This is a genomic window from Paraburkholderia sp. FW306-2-2C-D06C (genome assembly GCF_058781505.1).
The window spans coordinates 1-15,973 of sequence record NZ_JBYSWU010000070.1 but is presented as its reverse complement, the minus strand read 5'-3'; the positions used below and the strand labels follow the sequence as shown (position 1 = coordinate 15,973).

At 64.7% G+C, this 15,973-nt stretch carries 10 protein-coding genes; 2 read left to right on the top strand and 8 right to left on the bottom strand.

All coding sequences use genetic code 11. The features are described 5' to 3' along the window. Positions 1–21: 21 nt before the first annotated feature. The 8 genes from AC3WLT_RS33780 to amaB form a co-directional block, all read right to left on the bottom strand. Complete coding sequence (locus AC3WLT_RS33780; RefSeq protein ID WP_492595956.1) at positions 22–840, bottom strand: YfaP family protein; 819 nt, start codon at positions 838–840, stop codon at positions 22–24. Between the two features lie 83 nt (positions 841–923). Further along, positions 924–2,696, bottom strand: coding sequence for a DUF2300 domain-containing protein (locus tag AC3WLT_RS33775; protein ID WP_492595955.1), 1,773 nt, complete (start codon positions 2,694–2,696; stop codon positions 924–926). Between the two features lie 11 nt (positions 2,697–2,707). Then, positions 2,708–7,540: an alpha-2-macroglobulin family protein gene (locus AC3WLT_RS33770; protein WP_492595954.1), complete on the bottom strand. Its 4,833-nt coding sequence runs from the start codon at positions 7,538–7,540 to the stop codon at positions 2,708–2,710. After that, complete coding sequence (locus AC3WLT_RS33765; protein WP_492595953.1) at positions 7,537–8,229, bottom strand: DUF1175 domain-containing protein; 693 nt, start codon at positions 8,227–8,229, stop codon at positions 7,537–7,539. The genes AC3WLT_RS33770 and AC3WLT_RS33765 overlap by 4 nt, the downstream gene beginning before the upstream one ends. A gap of 132 nt (positions 8,230–8,361) precedes the next feature. After that, positions 8,362–10,200 carry a DUF2138 domain-containing protein gene (locus AC3WLT_RS33760; protein ID WP_492595973.1) on the bottom strand — a complete coding sequence of 613 codons (1,839 nt, stop codon included), beginning with the start codon at positions 10,198–10,200 and terminating at the stop codon, positions 8,362–8,364. Positions 10,201–10,644: 444 nt separating this feature from the next. Continuing rightward, entirely contained in the window at positions 10,645–11,841 is a 1,197-nt protein-coding gene (locus AC3WLT_RS33755; RefSeq protein WP_492595952.1) for an aminotransferase-like domain-containing protein, read from the bottom strand. A gap of 129 nt (positions 11,842–11,970) precedes the next feature. Next, positions 11,971–13,143, bottom strand: a complete 1,173-nt coding sequence (locus tag AC3WLT_RS33750; RefSeq protein ID WP_492595951.1) for an NAD(P)/FAD-dependent oxidoreductase — start codon at positions 13,141–13,143, stop codon at positions 11,971–11,973. Positions 13,144–13,267: 124 nt separating this feature from the next. Then, the gene (gene amaB, locus AC3WLT_RS33745) at positions 13,268–14,767 is read right to left on the bottom strand and encodes an L-piperidine-6-carboxylate dehydrogenase (protein WP_492595950.1); all 1,500 of its coding nucleotides are present in this window, start codon (positions 14,765–14,767) and stop codon (positions 13,268–13,270) included. 326 nt (positions 14,768–15,093) lie between these two features. On the opposite strand from amaB, the gene AC3WLT_RS33740 reads away from it, so the two are divergent. Together AC3WLT_RS33740 and AC3WLT_RS33735 are read left to right on the top strand one after the other, a co-directional pair. Next, the gene (locus tag AC3WLT_RS33740; RefSeq protein ID WP_492595949.1) at positions 15,094–15,417 is read left to right on the top strand and encodes an ArsR/SmtB family transcription factor; all 324 of its coding nucleotides are present in this window, start codon (positions 15,094–15,096) and stop codon (positions 15,415–15,417) included. After that, the gene (locus AC3WLT_RS33735; RefSeq protein ID WP_492595948.1) at positions 15,414–15,857 is read left to right on the top strand and encodes an SRPBCC family protein; all 444 of its coding nucleotides are present in this window, start codon (positions 15,414–15,416) and stop codon (positions 15,855–15,857) included. Before AC3WLT_RS33740 ends, AC3WLT_RS33735 begins: the two co-directional genes overlap by 4 nt. The last annotated feature ends 116 nt before the right edge of the window (positions 15,858–15,973 follow it).

Sequence of the window (15,973 nt, the reverse complement as noted above, 5' to 3'; positions counted from 1 at the left end):
GTCACTGCTCCCATCCCGCTTTCAGAGTCGCTCGCTCTTCACGAGCATCAGGTCGCCGATCTTGCGCAGCGGCACGACCCTTGTTTCGCGCCGTTCATTCGGCGTATTTTCGTTGAACACCAGCGTCAGCGTTGCGGTAATCACGTCGCGCTCATGCGCGGCGGCGTCGAAGTTGTAGCCGGTCGAATCGAAGTTGCCCCAGTAATTCAGAAAGAACAGCCACGTGCCGTGCTCGGGCGCCGCCGACGAAAAAATCCCCGGCCCGGCGCCATCCACGGAATCGACGTCGAAACCGCTGCCGTCTTCGAGCGTCGGATGGGCGAAGAAGGCATGCAACCCACCCGGCGTAATCACATGCAGATCGACCTGCGCCTTCGGATCGTCCCACGTGACGATCGCGCGCAACTTCGCCTGCGGCTTGCTGCGGTCAGCCTCGTAGAACTGCACGCGCTGGCGCTGCTTGCCGTCGGCGGAAATCAGCTCGATGCTGTTCGAGCCCGCGCCGAAAGCCCACGGACGCGCGAACGAGCCTTCGTTGTCGGTATAGAGCGGCGTCGGATTACCGTTGACGACCAGCGTCGGCGGCTTGCGCGCATGTTTGTCGATGTGCTTGAGGCGCCCTTCGATCAGCGTGCGATAGCGCTGCGCGCCGCGATCGACCGGCGGACGCGGGTACGCCGCGACGAAGTGCTCACCTTCCTTGGTCAACCCGCTGTGACGCCAGCCGCCGAATGCGCCGGTCAGATCGGCGACGGCGCCATCCGCACCGGCGGCATGCGCGCTCGTCGCCGCGCTGGCCGCCAGCACAGCCGCGGTCAGAGCAAACGCAGACGCAGACACAACCGCAAACGCCGCGCGAACGCCAACGGCACGCACGGACAGCGGCAAGCAGAACAAAGATGAAGTCGAAGCCGAGGCGTGTTTCATGGGATCGAATTGTCGGTACGGATCAAGGTGCGCGCGGTGCGTTCGACAAACGCCTCGTCGACGCCGCGCGGATGATGCTGGAACGCGAGGTGTATGTACTCATGCGCAAGCGCGATGCGGTCCTCTTCGGTTTGCAGCCGGTACACGTACACGCGATTGCGCTGCGCGTCCGCGTACGGCCGCCCTTCCCGTACCGCGCACACGGCCGGCAGATCGGGGGTTTCGTAACCCGCTGCGCCGTCCATGCGGCGCGCCCACAACGGCGTGTTGCGTTGCAGCCATTCACGCGCGCCGGCCACCGCGATGCAATCGCCGGACAAAGGACTCTGGAACGAAGTCAACGTCGCTTGCGGCCAGTTGCGCGCGAGGATCGCATCGAAGCTCAGGCCGTTTTGCGCCAAGGCCTTGGCGGCCAGCCAGCTCATCTGGCCCGGTGCGGCCTTGTCGTGGTGATACTGGACGGACACGCCGGTCAGCACGAGCGCGTCGGTCAGATCGGCAGCGCTGCGTGCGGCGGCGGTCGGCTCGCGCGGCAGGACGCGTTGCGTGCTGCTGCTGTCGTCGATACGCAGGCAGCCGTGGTCGTGATTGCCGTGCTGCACGACGTACGTGCGCGCCGCCACGGCCAAAGCCTTGGCCGCTTCCGGCTGGCTCGTATCACCCTCGCGCTCGACCACGCGCGCGACATAGTCGTTCATACCGAAGCGGCCGATCAGTTGCGGCGCGCCCTTGTCGTCGCGATCGAGCATCAATTCGCCGCGGCTTTCCACGCGCGCCCAGTTGCCGTTGACGAAGCCGATCCGGATGCTGCCACGCAACGGACCATCCGGCACCGCGGCCGAACCCTTGTCGCCGAGCACCTGGCGAATCGGATAGCGGGTGAAGAAATCGACCAGGACGCAGGCGGCGTCGTCCGGTACGTTGACTTGCGTGAGCAGCGGCGCGATACGCGGCGCGGCGGCTGCCAGCACGCGCGCGCTGCCGCCTGAACCGCCGAGCCACACCGGCGTGCCGTCGGCAAGCCAGCCTGCCGCGCCGCCGATCGATGCGCCGGGCCGCGCCGGGTCCGGCATCGTCCACGTCTTGGCGCGCAGCACGCTGCCGTATAGCGACACGGTGCCCTCGCCGCGTCCGCTCGTCAGTACCGACACCAGCGTGCTCGCCGCCGCTTCGCGCGGCCGTGCCGGCATCGCCTGCAACGCGGCCAGCAGTTCGGTGACCGGCACGCGGCGCGTGGGCGTCATCGCGTGAAGGTCGCGCAGCCAGACGGGCGCATGCGCGGCGGTCCAATACTTGCGCCAGTCGGCGGGATCGAGTTGCAAACGCGCGGGTTCGAAAAAACGGCCGCACGATTGCACCAGCGCGTGTTCACGGTCGACGTGGCCGCCCGTCATGCAGCAGTACACCTCTTCAGGATCGCCGCCGCTGCAGGTGTAATCCGGCGCGGCGATGTTGCGGTCCACGAGATAACCGTAGACGAACAGCTTCCACACGCTGCCGAGCGGCGTCTCCAAAGACGCGGGCAGCGGCCGTCCGGATTGCGGCGAGACGCCGTCGAGCGCGCCATCGGCATTGACCTGCCAGAGTTGGGCCTGAGCGTCGCGCAGCCACGCAAACCGCAGCGTCTGCGCGGACGACGCCGCCGGCGCCTGGGCGCCCTCCGCGTTCTGCGCCGCCGCGCCGATCGACGCACAGCCCACGCTCACGGCGAGCGCGATCCGCAGCGTGGCGGCCAGACGATCGCGAGTGCGCCGGAGAACAGGGAACATGGCGGTCTCGCTTACTCGATGCGCAGCGTCGTCACGCGATCGCTCTTGCCGCCTTCGAACGCCTTCGCGTCCGGCTGATACATGCGGAAGTAGCGCGCCGGCGGCAACGCGAACGTGCCCGGCAACGCGAAGCGCACCAGTTGCCGCAGCGTCACCGGCCGATCGAGCAAGGGCACCGGCTGGTGATAAGCCAGTTCGCCCATCTCATACGATGCCGCGCGTTGGAACGGCTGCGGACCGCTGGCGCCTTCCTTCTCACCCGGCAATCCGTCGATCGAGACGCCCCAGCTGGTCGCTTCGACATTGCCGCCCGGCGGCAGCGGCACATCGAGCAGCCCGTAGTGGTATGCGTTGCCCGAGCGCGGCGTGAGCGTGACTTCGTCGACGTACAGCGCATTGCTGTCGATCGCGTCGCCCTGCTTCACGAGACGCGCGGTGAACGCCGAGCGGCCCAACTGGGATTCAGTGTCGCCCTTCTTCGGATCGGCCTTCACCTTCACTTCGAGCGGCTCCAGTTTGTAGAATCGACGCGCGACTGTGATGTTCAGCCGGCTATCCTCGCTCGCATGACTGCGGAACGAGACCAGCGCGTTGACATCCGTACGCGCCGCGCCGGCATCGAGCGTCGCAGGCAATCCCCCGAGGGTGCTTCCTCCGGGGCGCGCCGCGCCGGTCCACTTCCAGAGCGGCGCGCCGGTCGGCGTCGCGGCGCGTGTCCAGCCGGCGCCTTGCAACGACGGCAGCGAGCCAGCCGCCACGTCACCGCCGAGCGCATTGCGCAGCCACAGCAGCGTCAGCGCGCGATCGAGCGTCGGATAATCGGCGCTGCTTTTCGCGAGCAGGGCCGATGCATCGACCGCTGCGCCACCCTCTCCAGCCGTCATGTACAACAGGCTTTGCACGAGTGGCGCGGGATCGTTGACCAATGCGACGCGCGCGGCGCTCGCCGCCGCATCGAACCCATCCGGCAGTTGAGCGCCCGCACCGCGCGCCATGCTGGCGATCAGCAGCGTCGCCACGTGCTTGCCGCGCGGCGAGTCCGCTTGCGCGAACACGATGCTGTCCGACGCGCCATACGTGCCACCAGGCGCCGCCGCATTACCCGACGCCGCCGCGTCGCTCAGCAAGTCGCCCGCGACACCCGATACCGGCGTCGCGACCGGCAAGCCCATCTGCTGCATCAGCCACAGCGCCAGCGCGCGGTGCAGCAGCGGCTCCTTCGCGCCCGCATCGCGATACACGTCCATCGCGTGCTGCCAGTTGTCGGCGGGCAGCGAAATGCCGAGGCTGCGGCTCGCGAGCCAATCCGCGTAATACGCGTAAGCGGTAATCAGCGCACTGCCGCCGGTCGTATCGCCCCACCAGCCGAACGTGCCGCCGACGCCCGCCAGCATCGCGAGACGCTGCCGCTGATTGCGCAGCAGCGCTTCGAGCCCTTGCGTCGAACTGGCGTTGTCGCCGCGGCCGATGGCGTCGTGTGCGAGCGCGAGCGGAATCAGACGGCTCGAGGTCTGCTCGGCGCAACCGTACGGATAGTTGATCAGATCGTCGGCGACGCGCGCGAACGCGCTCGACGCGCTGCCGACAAAACGCACGCTGACGTCCTGCGCGTCTTGCGGCAGATTGAGCGGCTTGTTCGAACCGTCGAGCGCAACGGTGTTCTGATGCAGATCGAGCCAGCCGCTCGCATCGAGATGGATGGTGGTCTGCAAACGATCCACATCCTTACCCGCGCGGCGCAGCGTCGCGTTGATCACGCCGGCCTTCAGCGCGCCGGTCGGCAGACGCAGATAATTCGCGCCGCGCTTGAGCGTGACCTTCTGATTCAACGACAAACCTCCGCCGTCGACCGCCCACTCGGCGTCCATGTCCGCGCCGGTCTGATTGAACGCGATCATGTCGATGGCCGGCTGATCGTTGACGCGGAAATGCGACGGCCCGCTCCATTTCAGATACAGCGCCTTGTCCGAACGCACATACGCGGTGCGCTGACCCACCATGCCGTCGGACGCCGCCGCGCGCACGGTGACGCGCCAGCGCGCCAGCGAGTCCGGCATCCTGAAGGTCATCGTGGCGTGACCGTTGGCGTCGGTCTTCAGATTGCCTTCCCACGCGGCCGTGTCCTGGTCGTCGCGACGCGGCCGTTCGAGCACCTTCACGCCGCGTTCGTTGTAGTTCGCGCGTTGCGGGCCGCCCGGCGCGCCCTTCAACGGCGAGCGCGCGAGGTCGTAGGTAATGAACGACAAACTCGACGACGTCCGCACGTTGTTGCGCCGCGGGTGATAGAAAAAGTCGACGATGTTAGGCGCGATTTCCGGCTGCAACACGTAGACCATTTCATCCACCACGCTGACGGTCAGATTCGCCGCTTCCGGCTTGCCGTTCAGCGTGCTGTCGAAGTTCAGCGTGACGGTATCGCCCGGACCGTACACCGGCTTGTCGCTCTTCGCATTCAGTTCGATCTGCGGCTGCGCGACCACGATGCCCGCGTTCTGGAACACGTATTCGCCGGCATGCACGTACAGCACCGAGAACGTCATGTTCGGCGCAAAATTTTCGCCGACCTTGATACGCGCCTTCCATTGCGACGGCGCGACGCGTTGCAGTTGCAGCCAGTCGCCGCCCGCCGTGAGCAACGCGCGGCGTTCGACGTTGTCGCGCTCCAGAGTCAGCAGCGCATCGTCCACCGGCATCGGGAAAGTGATCAGCGCTTCGGCGGTGTCGCCGATCCTGTACTTGTCGCGATCGAACACGATCTCGACGCTGCCTGGAATCGCCTTCACGCCGTCGCCCGCTACCCAATGGCTTGCGGCGGCGAGCAGATTGCCCGTGTCGTCCTTGACCGACAGCATGTACGAACCCGGTTGGTCGAATTGCACCGGGAACGACAGCTTGCCGCCCGTGGCCGAAGCTTTGAGCGCGCCTTCGCCATGCGTCTGCGACTCGAGGCGGGTCCATTCCCACTTGGCCGGTGCACGCGACGCTGGGTCGAGCGTGCCGAGCGCTTGCAGATCGAAGCTGACCGTTTCCTTCGGCTGCGAAAACGACTTCGCCGTCGACAAACGATAAGGCGTCGCGCCGCGCGCGATCAGCACTTCACGCGTTACGCGCACCTTGTAGGCTGCGCCGTCCTGAGCGAACAAGGTCAACGCATAGCGGCTCGGCTCTTTGGCGGCGGGCAGCGTGAGACTCGCGTTGCCGTCGCTGTCGGTCTTCAGTTCCTGCTGCTCCAGCTTGACCGGAAACAGACCCGCATAACGCAATTCGCCGTCGACAATGGTCACTTTCTGCGCGCGCAGCGTGACCGAAATCTTGCTGTCTCGCACCGGCTTGCCGTCCGGATAGCGCAACTGGATCTTGCCCTTCAGCGGCTCGCCGGTCGCATAGTCGGCTTTGTCCATCGACAGATTGACGTCGAAATGCGGCTTCACATATTCGGCGACGCGAAATGCGCTGCCGTATACATCGCCGTTGTAATCGAAGCGCAGCGTGTAACCGCCGGCGGTGGCATCGGCGGGAAGCGTGAACGACGTGTCCGCGCCAGTCCCGGACGCGAAATGCACCTTGTTGCTGGCGACCGGTGCGCCGTTCGGATCGAGCACGTCGAGCTTGATATCGGCATCGGCCGGCGCGGACGATTGCGTCGCGTTCTGGAACGTGCGGCCGATGAACTTCACATGCACCGCGTCGCCCGGACGGTACATCGGGCGGTCGGTGACCGCGTAGATCTTCGTGTTGTAGATCTCGCTGTCGTAATAGAAATTCTCCGACACGAACACGCCGCCTTGCGGATCGACGCCGAGCACGTAGCTGCGCTCGGGGCTCACGTGTTGCAGAACGAGTGCGCCGTCGCCGCCGGTGATGCCGCTTTGCAGCACGCCGACGCCGTCGGTCCAGTTCACTTCGGTGCTCGCGACCGGCTTGCCGTTATCGCGCCGCGTGGTCCACACCAGCATCCCGCTCGACGCCGCCTTCACGACCGCGACCGTATCCGACACGAACAGCAGCGTGTGCGCGCGATAGTTGCCGATCATCGCCTCGACGATATACAGCCCTGGCGGCAGCTTGCCGACCGGAATCATCACGTTGCCCGAACTCGCCTCGATAAAGTTGCTGCTGCTGCCTTCGAGATTCACGCCCTTCGGCGGCTGAATCACCTTGGCGTCCCAGATCGGATAGCGAAAGCGCGCGACCGGATCGTAGCCCTTGAGCGGCGCGAACTGCGAGTTCGGCTGGAACTGCGTCTGCTTGCCGGTCTGCTCGCCGAGCCTGAATTGCGGCGCGGCTTCGGTCGCCTTGCTGCGCGTCGCGAACGAGAGCACGCGCTGCCACGCACGGCGTGCTTCGGTGAACCAGCGGTCCCAGAGATAGGCCAGCGTATTCGCCAGTCCTTCGCCCTGATAATTCGGCGCGACGTTCAATCGATGCAGATTCTTCTGCGCCTTCAGAAAGTCCAGCGGCTTCGGCACGCGATACACGACGATGTCCGCGCCGCCATACGCTTGCAGCGCATCCTTGAACTCCCGGCCGGGCGCCTCCAGCCGCACCTGCGCCAGTTGATCGCTGCCGAAGCTCGCATCCGAGAGCAGGAAGAACGGCTGACCGTCGACCTTCTGCGAAACGAAATTGCTCGACGGCGCGGTTCGCAGCGTGGGGTTCGCGGCGATGTTGTTATCCGCCGAGGCGCTCGATGCATCGTCATCCTTCGCCGCTGCGTCGTCGGCATAGGCCGGCGCGACGGCCAGCGTCATGGCGGTCAGCAGCGCGGCCAACGTGAAAGCCGCGCGACGCCGCGCGTTGCCAAGCCGGCCGCTCGAAGCGGTGACGGAAATCATTCGGGTCATGGTGTCAAAAAGTCCAAACGAAACACGCCAACGAAATTCGGATTGCCGTCGAGCGGCTGCCAGCGGGAATCTTTCCATTGCATCAGGTCGGAAACGGCCACGGCGCGCAGACCGGTATCGGTCGGCGTAACGGTGCCTGTGTGATAAGCGATGTAGCGATCCAGCCAGATCATCAGATGCTGGTCGTCGCCCTGGTCGAAGAACAGCAGGTCGCCAGGCAGCGCCTGATTGACGTCCTTCGAAACAAAACGGCTGTTGCGTTGAATCAGCGCGATCGCCGACGCATACGCGCCGGTGGAACCGTCGAGCTGGGTCCAGCGATTGGCGAGCGTGCGTTGCGATGCAGACAGTTGCAATTCGGGCGGCATGCTGCTGGTGTCCGCGAGACTGGTCATGCCGTTCGCGCGCAGCCATTTGCTGTCGTGCGGCTTGAGGGTTTCGCCGACGGCAAAGCGCACGAGGCCCGCGCAATCGCGTTGCGTCCAGCGCGGCGTCGGGCCGCGCCGCATCTGCTGATCGACAATGCGCACGAACCACGCGCGAAATGCCGCCGATTGCCAGGGCGAGAGTGCGTCGGGATCGGGCGCGGCAGCGGTGCTGGTGAGCGCGTTCGCATACGGCGCGAGGCTCGCCATGACGAACGCTGCGGCGGCACGCGCGAGCCACGCGCGACGAGTGGCGGCAGGCATGGTGTACGCGCGGGCGTCCGCATTTGCTGCGGGCGCGCGTCCAGGGGAGTGCTCAGGCGCACGTTCACGCGCGTACGCATTTGCGCGCGCATCCGTCGCGAACGCCACGCCGGGGACGTGAAGACAGCGCACCTAGTCGCCCTCGGTGCCGGGCTGATCTGCTGGCGTATCGGCACCACCCGCCGCCACACCCGCTGCGCCACCGGCATCCGCACCGGCGCCCGCCTTCGCGCGATCGAACCACCATTCGACCGGCACCCAGCCCGTCGAACCCGGCAAGTCCTGCGGCAACGTCAACGACACCGGCGGATAGTGCGCGAGCGCATGCAGCTTCGGCACGAGGTGAGTGCGCGACGCGTTGCGGAACACCGACTCCTGATCGGCCGGCAACGCCGCGCCTGCTTCGCGCTCGATCAGCGCAGCCGCTGACGAAGGCGTCAGCGTCAGAATCGTGCGCGGCAGACGCTGCGGCGCAAGCGTGTCGGCGAGCGCCGGATAGCGCTTGTCGAGCACGGCGAGCGTATCGTCGACCAGACGCGCATCGGGAGAGAAGATCAGATAGCCGTGCGCCAGTGCGAGCGTCACCGGGAAATAGCGTTCCGCCGACAGTTGCGAAGCGAACGCCGCCTTGCTCGAGAGCGCAGTACCCGCACGCGCGCTGACCGGACGTTGCCACACGGTGACGTCGGCGCCTTGCTCGCGCGTCGTGACCGGCAGGCGGCGATAGTCCGCGTCGGCATCGCCGGATTTAGCCGCCTTTGCCTCATACGCGCCGATCACGTTGCCGAAGGTTTTGCCGAGCGCAGCCTTCAGCGCGGCGCGGCTCGCCGCGTCCTGCGTCTTCACGCGCGCGACGAACACCGGCGCGACCAGCGTGGACTTCGCATACCAGCAGACGGCCGCGGGACCCGCGAGCTGAGCGCCGACCGCAGTCGCGCCTTGCGCACCCGCGTCGGCCACTTTGCCCAGCAGACCCGACGCTTCCTTCCAGTCCGCCGGCAAGCTCGTGCACGCCGCCGGGTTGGCCGGCAACGCGCGCCACAAATCGGCGCTATTCCAATGCTGCGGCAACTTGCCCGGCTCGATCAGCGCGGCGGTTTGCCAGTTCGCCGCGGCGCTTCCATTCGGCGAAAAGTCGAATCGCAACGCGTCGATGCCGGAGAAGAACGCCTGATAACCAAACGACAGGTAATTCGCCGACACCACCAGCCGATGCCCCTTCGGTGCATCGCCCGGCGCGTCCAGCTGATAGGTACGCGCCGCGTCGTCGCGACCTGACGACAGCATTTCCGAAACCGCGTCGGCCCGCTCGCTGAGCAAGCCGCCCTTCGCATCGAGCAGCACGCCGGGGGCGGACAGCACGACGACGCGATCGTCCTGGGTGGCGAACAATACCGTGCGGCCGACCGCCAGCTTCAATGCGTAGACCGGCACGCCGCCGGACAGCCTGGCGACCTGGCTCAACTGCGCGTCGCTCGCGGCGACGTTGCCGAGACCTTGCAGCAGCTTCGCCAGCCCGTTGCGGCGCATCGACATCACCCAGTAGCCGAGGCGTCCATCCGGCGAGCGCCACAGCAGCACGTGCGCCGGTTCGTCGAACACGCGGCGGATCAGTTCGTCGCGCCAGTCGAGCTGATGTTCGAACGCGAGACGCCGCAGCGCGCCCTCGGCGGAAAGCCGCGTATTGTCCGACTCGTAATAGTCGACGAAGTCTTGCGTGAGCACGTCGTGCAACAGCGGCACGCGCAGAATGTCGCGCGGCAGACGCGAGAGCGCTTCACTGTCGATCACCGCGTCCGGGTGATGAATATCGAGTACGACTTCGCCGGTTTCGGCGGCCTTGCGATGCGCAAATGGACGCCACACCGCCTGAATGATCACGCCGGCCACGACCAGAAGACCGACCGCCAGGATTGCAATCTTTTTACGCGACATCTTCATCTGATTTTTTCTGGTTCGATGCGACGGTATTAACGATGATGGACGCGAGGATTAACTCGCCGAAATCCTTCGCCGAAGGCAAGGATGATACCTGAGATTTTTAGCTGAAAACCAGCGGCGATCTGCATTTGACAGTCAGTCAGATTTCAGGAATTTGACGAAAGAATTGTGTGCGTTTTCATTGATCCGTATTAATCAATCGGCCACTTCTTCTATTGGAAGCAGCAGTTTGAGATAACACGGCATGTGACGAGTATGAGCGGCATGCGTTTGTGCCGGGTTTGAGCGCGTGCTTGAACCGCGTCGAGCCTGCAAGTATGGCGTGGCCTTCTCCGGCATTAACCGATTGGTGCGCCTATGCCAAATCGATAAGATTAACCGCATCCATAAAAAAGCCCGGCCGCACTGTATGGCGCGCCGGGCTATTTCAAGTATTTCTGTTACCGCTTTGCAGCGATTACGTGTGAGCCGCCGTCAAAAGAGTTTGAGCGCCTGTTTCATTCGCTGCACGCCGCTTTCAATATCGGCCACGCCGGGAGCCGCGAATGACAGCCGCAGCGCCGCCGCATCGATATTGTCCTTATAGAACGCGACACCCGGCACGAACATCACATTGCGCTCGATACAGGCGCGCAGATAATCGGACGCATCCTGCCCGCCCGCCAGCCGCGCCCACACGAACATGCCCCCGGCGGGACGATGAAACGCGATGCCGCCGGGCAAGTGCGCGTCGAGCGCGTCGCACAGCGTGCGGCACTTCACGGCATAGGCGTCGATGATCCGCGGCAGATGACGTTCCAGTGCGCCGCTCGCGAGGTATTCGGCGGCGATCGCCTGGGTCCACGGCGAACTGCACAGGTCGACGGTCTGCTTCGCGACCACGCAGCGGCGCAAGATCTCCGCATGCGCGACCATCCAGCCGACCCGCAAACCAGGCGCGACGATCTTCGACAGACTCGAAAAATGCACGACCCAGTCGCGCGAACCCGGCACCTGGTCGGCGAGCGCGAGCAGCGACGGCAACGCCGCGCCGCTGAAACGCAGATCGCCATAGGGATCGTCCTCGACGATCAGAAAGTGGTGGCGCGCCGCCAGTTTCAGTAACGCCGTGCGCCGTTCCGGCGACAAAGTCGCGCCGGTCGGATTGGCAAACGTGGGCACCGTGTACAGCAGCCTGGGCCGCCGGGTCAGCGTGCCCGCTTCGAGCAGTGCAGTGAGCGCGGCGACGTCGAGTCCGTCCTGATCGACCGGCACCGTCACCACGTCGGCCTGTTGCAGCTTGAGCGCCTGCAAGGTCGCCGGATAAGCCGGTTGTTCGACCAGCACCACGTCGCCCGGGGCGACCATCACGCGCAACAGCAGATCGAAGCCTTGCTGCGAACCGGTCGTGACGAGCAATTCCTGCGGCGTGCAGGCGGTGCCGCGGCGCGTCATCAATTGCGCGAGCTGATCCTTGAGAACGGCGAGCCCATCGGTCGGGCCGTATTGCAGGCAGAGCGTGGCCTGCTGCGATGCGCGCGACGCGGCGGCGTCGAGCCCTTCGCGGTCGAACAGGTCGCTTGCCGGATAGCCGCCGGCAAACGAGATCATGCCGGGTTGCGCCAGATACTTGAACAGCTCGCGGATCGGCGAACCGGTCGGCGCTTCGAATGCAGGGTTGAACGTGAACATATGACGGGCCGTTTATCTGTCGATGGAAGATCGGCGTCGATTGTGGCCATCGTCGGGGTGGGCGGCAAACGATATCTACGCACTACGTATTGCGTTTACCGCATCATCTGCCGAGTGCGCCTGGCATGCCTAGACCACGTTCTTTTCCACAATCGGCCGGTTCTCGAGCACGCGGGCAAAGCTCAGCGAGCCAAGATCGAGCGTCGTATAGCGCCCGTGCAGAATCAATTCGCTGACGCCGCGGCCGGTTGCCGGGCCTTGCTGCAAACCATGGCCGCTAAAACCGTTGGCGAAAATGCAGTTATCGACGTCCGGGTGATAACCGATGATCGCGTTCTGGTCGAGGACGTTGTACTCGTAATAGCCGGACCAGCAGTTCTGCACGCGCAGCGCTTCGAATTGCGGCACGCGGTGCGCGAGCGTCGGCCAGATCACTTCGTCGAAGAGCGCGTGATCGACTTCGTCCAGCGGCAAATCGTCGGGATCGTTATCCGCTGAAGGCGAGGTGCCGCAGATAAACGATTTGCCTTCGGGACGAAAATACACGCCGCTCGGATCGATCAGCAACGGACAACGTTCGAGCCGCGCGGGCGAACTGACGTTGAAAATACTGCGGCGGCGCGCGAACACAGGAAGGTCGATGCCGATCATCTGCGCGACTTTGCGTGACCACGCTCCTGCCGCGTTCACCAGCACGTCGCAAGGGTAGGTTTCGCCGCTCGCGGTCTGCACCTGCGCGACACGTTTGCCGTCGCGATACAACGCTGTGACATCGGCCGCGACATAGCGCGCGCCGAGCGCCTGCGCTTTCTTGCGCAGCGCCTGCACGAGCCCGTAACCGTCGAACCAGCCTTCGCCGCTTTCGCCAAATGCGCCCGCTACGAGGTCTTCCGTATTGAGCCAGGGAAAGCGCGCTTGCAACGCGTCTTTGTCGAGAAGACTGATATCGGCGCCGAGACTTCGTTGCAACGCGTGATTCTCGCGCAGCGTCGCCGCGCCGGCGGGCGTCGCCAGAAACAGATAGCCGCCTTCGTGCAGATCGATCGACGGTTTCGCGCCGTCGACGTCGAGCCGATCGCCGATCGAGCGCAGAAACTCGATGCCGAACAGCGACATCTGAATGGAAAGCGGTGTGGAGAATTGCTGACGGATCGACGCCGCCGATAACGCCGACGACGAGCGCGCGTAAGTCGGATCGCGTTCGATCACGGTGACGCCGACCGTCGGGTCAGCAAGCCGCAAAAAATACGCGATCGAGCTGCCGATCACCCCACCGCCGACGATCACAACTCTGGAACTCACGTCTTACTCCACAAGTAGCGTAGCCGCCTTCGAACGGCGGGCGGCGCAAACGGATTGCTGAAAGATGCAGTGCATAGCGGCGCGTGATTGCGCCGCTATGCACTGCCGGATACAGCGAACGCTGTCAGCCGATATTGAAGTCGATGCCCTGCGCGAGCGGCAAAGCCGACGAGTAGTTGACCGTGTTGGTCGCGCGGCGCATGTAGGCCTTCCACGCATCCGAACCCGACTCGCGTCCGCCGCCGGTTTCCTTCTCGCCGCCGAACGCGCCGCCGATTTCCGCGCCGCTCGGCCCGATGTTGACATTGGCGATACCGCAATCGCTGCCCGAGTCGGACAGGAAGCGCTCCGCTTCGCGCAGGTCGGTCGTGAACACGCACGACGACAAACCATGCACGGCCGCATTGTTCGCCTCGACCGCATCCGCGAAATCCGCATAGCGCAACACGTAAAGAATCGGCGCGAAGGTTTCCTTCAACACCACCGAGGTTTGCGACGGCATTTCGACGATCGCCGGGCGCACGTAATAACCGCCGTCATAACCCTTAACCTCAATGCGCTCGCCGCCGAACACCTTGCCGCCTTCCGACGTGGCCTGTTGCAGCGCTTCCTGCATACGTACATACGATTGCTTGTCGATCAGCGGCCCCATCAGCGTGCCCTTTTCGAGCGGATTGCCGATCGGCACCTTGCTGTACAGCTGCTTCAGACGCTCGATGGTCTTGTCATAGACGCTCTCGTGCACGAACAGACGCCGCAGCGACGTGCAACGCTGCCCTGCCGTGCCGACCGCCGAGAACAGGATGCCGCGCATCGCGAGTTCGTGATCCGCCGTTTGCGTGACGATGCCCGCATTGTTGCCGCCGAGTTCGAGCAGCGAGCGGCCGAAGCGCTTCGCCACTTCCACGCCGACCGTACGGCCCATTCCCGTGCTGCCCGTCGCGCTGACGATCGACGCGCGCGGGTCGGCCACCAGCTTCGCGCCGACATCGCGGCCGCCGTTGATCAGCGCGGTCAGGCCGGCCGGTGCGTCGCCGAATTCCTGCAGCGCCTCGTTGAGAATCTGATTGACGGCGAGCGCGGTCAACGGCGTCTTTTCCGACGGCTTCCAGATCACTGCGTTGCCGCACACCAGCGCGAGCGCCGCATTCCACGACCACACGGCCGCCGGGAAATTGAACGCCGAAATGACGACGCAGGTGCCCATGGGGTGCCAGGTTTCGGCCATCCGATGACCGGGGCGCTCCGATGCGATGGTCAGGCCATACAACTGACGCGACAGACCGACCGCGAAGTCGCAGATGTCGATCATTTCCTGCACTTCGCCCATGCCTTCCTGGAGGATCTTGCCGGTTTCGAGCGTGATGATGCTGCCGAGCGCCTGCTTCCTTTCGCGCAGACGGTTGCCGAGCAGGCGCACCAGTTCGCCGCGGCGCGGCGCCGGCACGTTGCGCCAGGCAGCGTAGGCGTCTTTCGCCCGAGCGAGGGCCGCGTCGACTTCCGCCACCGTATTGCTGGCCACGCGGCCGATGAGTTCGCCGGTAATCGGCGAATGGACCGCGATGTCGCCGGCTTGCGCAGCGCGGGCGATGCCGAGGTCGGCGAGGATGGTTGAAGCGTCCATGAGGATCCCTTTAATTTCCAATGCGAAACAAGAGTAAGTTCGGAAACTATACACGCGGGTTTTTATGGCGGCAAGGGTATTTGCCCGAAGCTGGACGACGGAGCACGCCGACGGCCCGCTCCAGCTTTGTCAGCCAGATCGGACGACGGCTACGGAACAGCCATCGGGCCTGCCCGTGCCGGCGCATCGGCGACGCGTCGCAGCGAACCCTTTCGTTTCTTATTGGAAATAATAGGTCTGCGCGGCAAACCACCTGGCAAGCGCCCGTATCGTCGTTCGTTCGCCCGTTGTTGACCAATCAATAACCACATGGTTATGATTAAAGCATGCAAACCGATCCCGACAATCTCTTCAAGGCGCTCGCCGACCCCACTCGACGGGCGATCTTCGAGCGCCTCGCGCGTGACGGCGAGCAAAGCGTACGCGCGTTGACCGAGGTAGCGGGCGTGTCGCAACCCATGGTCTCCAAGCACCTCGGCATTCTCAAACTCGCGGGCCTCGTGCGCGATCGCCCGCAAGGGCGCTCGGTCTACTACACCGCCGACCCGCAAAGCCTGGCCCCGTTGATCGACTGGATGAGTCTTTATGGCGCCTTCTGGCGCGGCCGGTTCGATCGCCTCGAAACGCTACTGAAACGGATGGATCAATGACTACGAACCCTGCCGCTACGCGCTCCGTTGTCGTCGAACGGGAAATGCCGCATTCGCCGGAGAAAGTCTGGCGCGCCCTCACTCAGGGGCCGCTAATCGAAGAATGGCTGATGGCGAATGATTTTCTGCCGGTCGTCGGCCACAAGTTCACCTTCCGCGCCGCGCCGATGGCGCATTGGAACGGCGTGACGGACTGCGAAGTACTGGTCGTCGAGCCGAATGAAACGCTCGCGTATAGCTGGAACGCGTCAGGCGAAGAAGCGGCCAACGGACTGAAGACCGTTATCACCTGGACACTCACGCCGACCCCGCGCGGTGTGCTCGTGCGCATGGAACAAAGCGGCTTCCGGCCTGAACAGGAACAAAACTACCAAGGCGCGAATTACGGCTGGCAGCGGTTCCTCGGCGGGTTGGCAGAGGTGGTGGCGCGGCTGGACTGACAAGAGACGCGGCAATTCGCGGAGGAGACAAACATCAACGGGCTCTTTTGAAAACGGAGTGGGTAACGGGGCTCATCGGGCATGCTCATTAAAGCGTGAGAAGTCGAGTTTTCCAG

Bases quoted from the DNA above. Each gene is read 5' to 3' on its own strand.
- AC3WLT_RS33775 (WP_492595955.1), bottom strand. From the start codon at position 2,696: ATGTTCCCTGTTCTCCGGCGCACTCGCGATCGTCTGGCCGCCACGCTG.
- AC3WLT_RS33770 (WP_492595954.1), bottom strand. From the start codon at position 7,540: ATGACCCGAATGATTTCCGTCACCGCTTCGAGCGGCCGGCTTGGCAAC.
- AC3WLT_RS33765 (WP_492595953.1), bottom strand. From the start codon at position 8,229: ATGCCTGCCGCCACTCGTCGCGCGTGGCTCGCGCGTGCCGCCGCAGCG.
- AC3WLT_RS33755 (WP_492595952.1), bottom strand. From the start codon at position 11,841: ATGTTCACGTTCAACCCTGCATTCGAAGCGCCGACCGGTTCGCCGATC.
- amaB (WP_492595950.1), bottom strand. From the start codon at position 14,767: ATGGACGCTTCAACCATCCTCGCCGACCTCGGCATCGCCCGCGCTGCG.
- AC3WLT_RS33740 (WP_492595949.1), top strand. From the start codon at position 15,094: ATGCAAACCGATCCCGACAATCTCTTCAAGGCGCTCGCCGACCCCACT.
- AC3WLT_RS33735 (WP_492595948.1), top strand. From the start codon at position 15,414: ATGACTACGAACCCTGCCGCTACGCGCTCCGTTGTCGTCGAACGGGAA.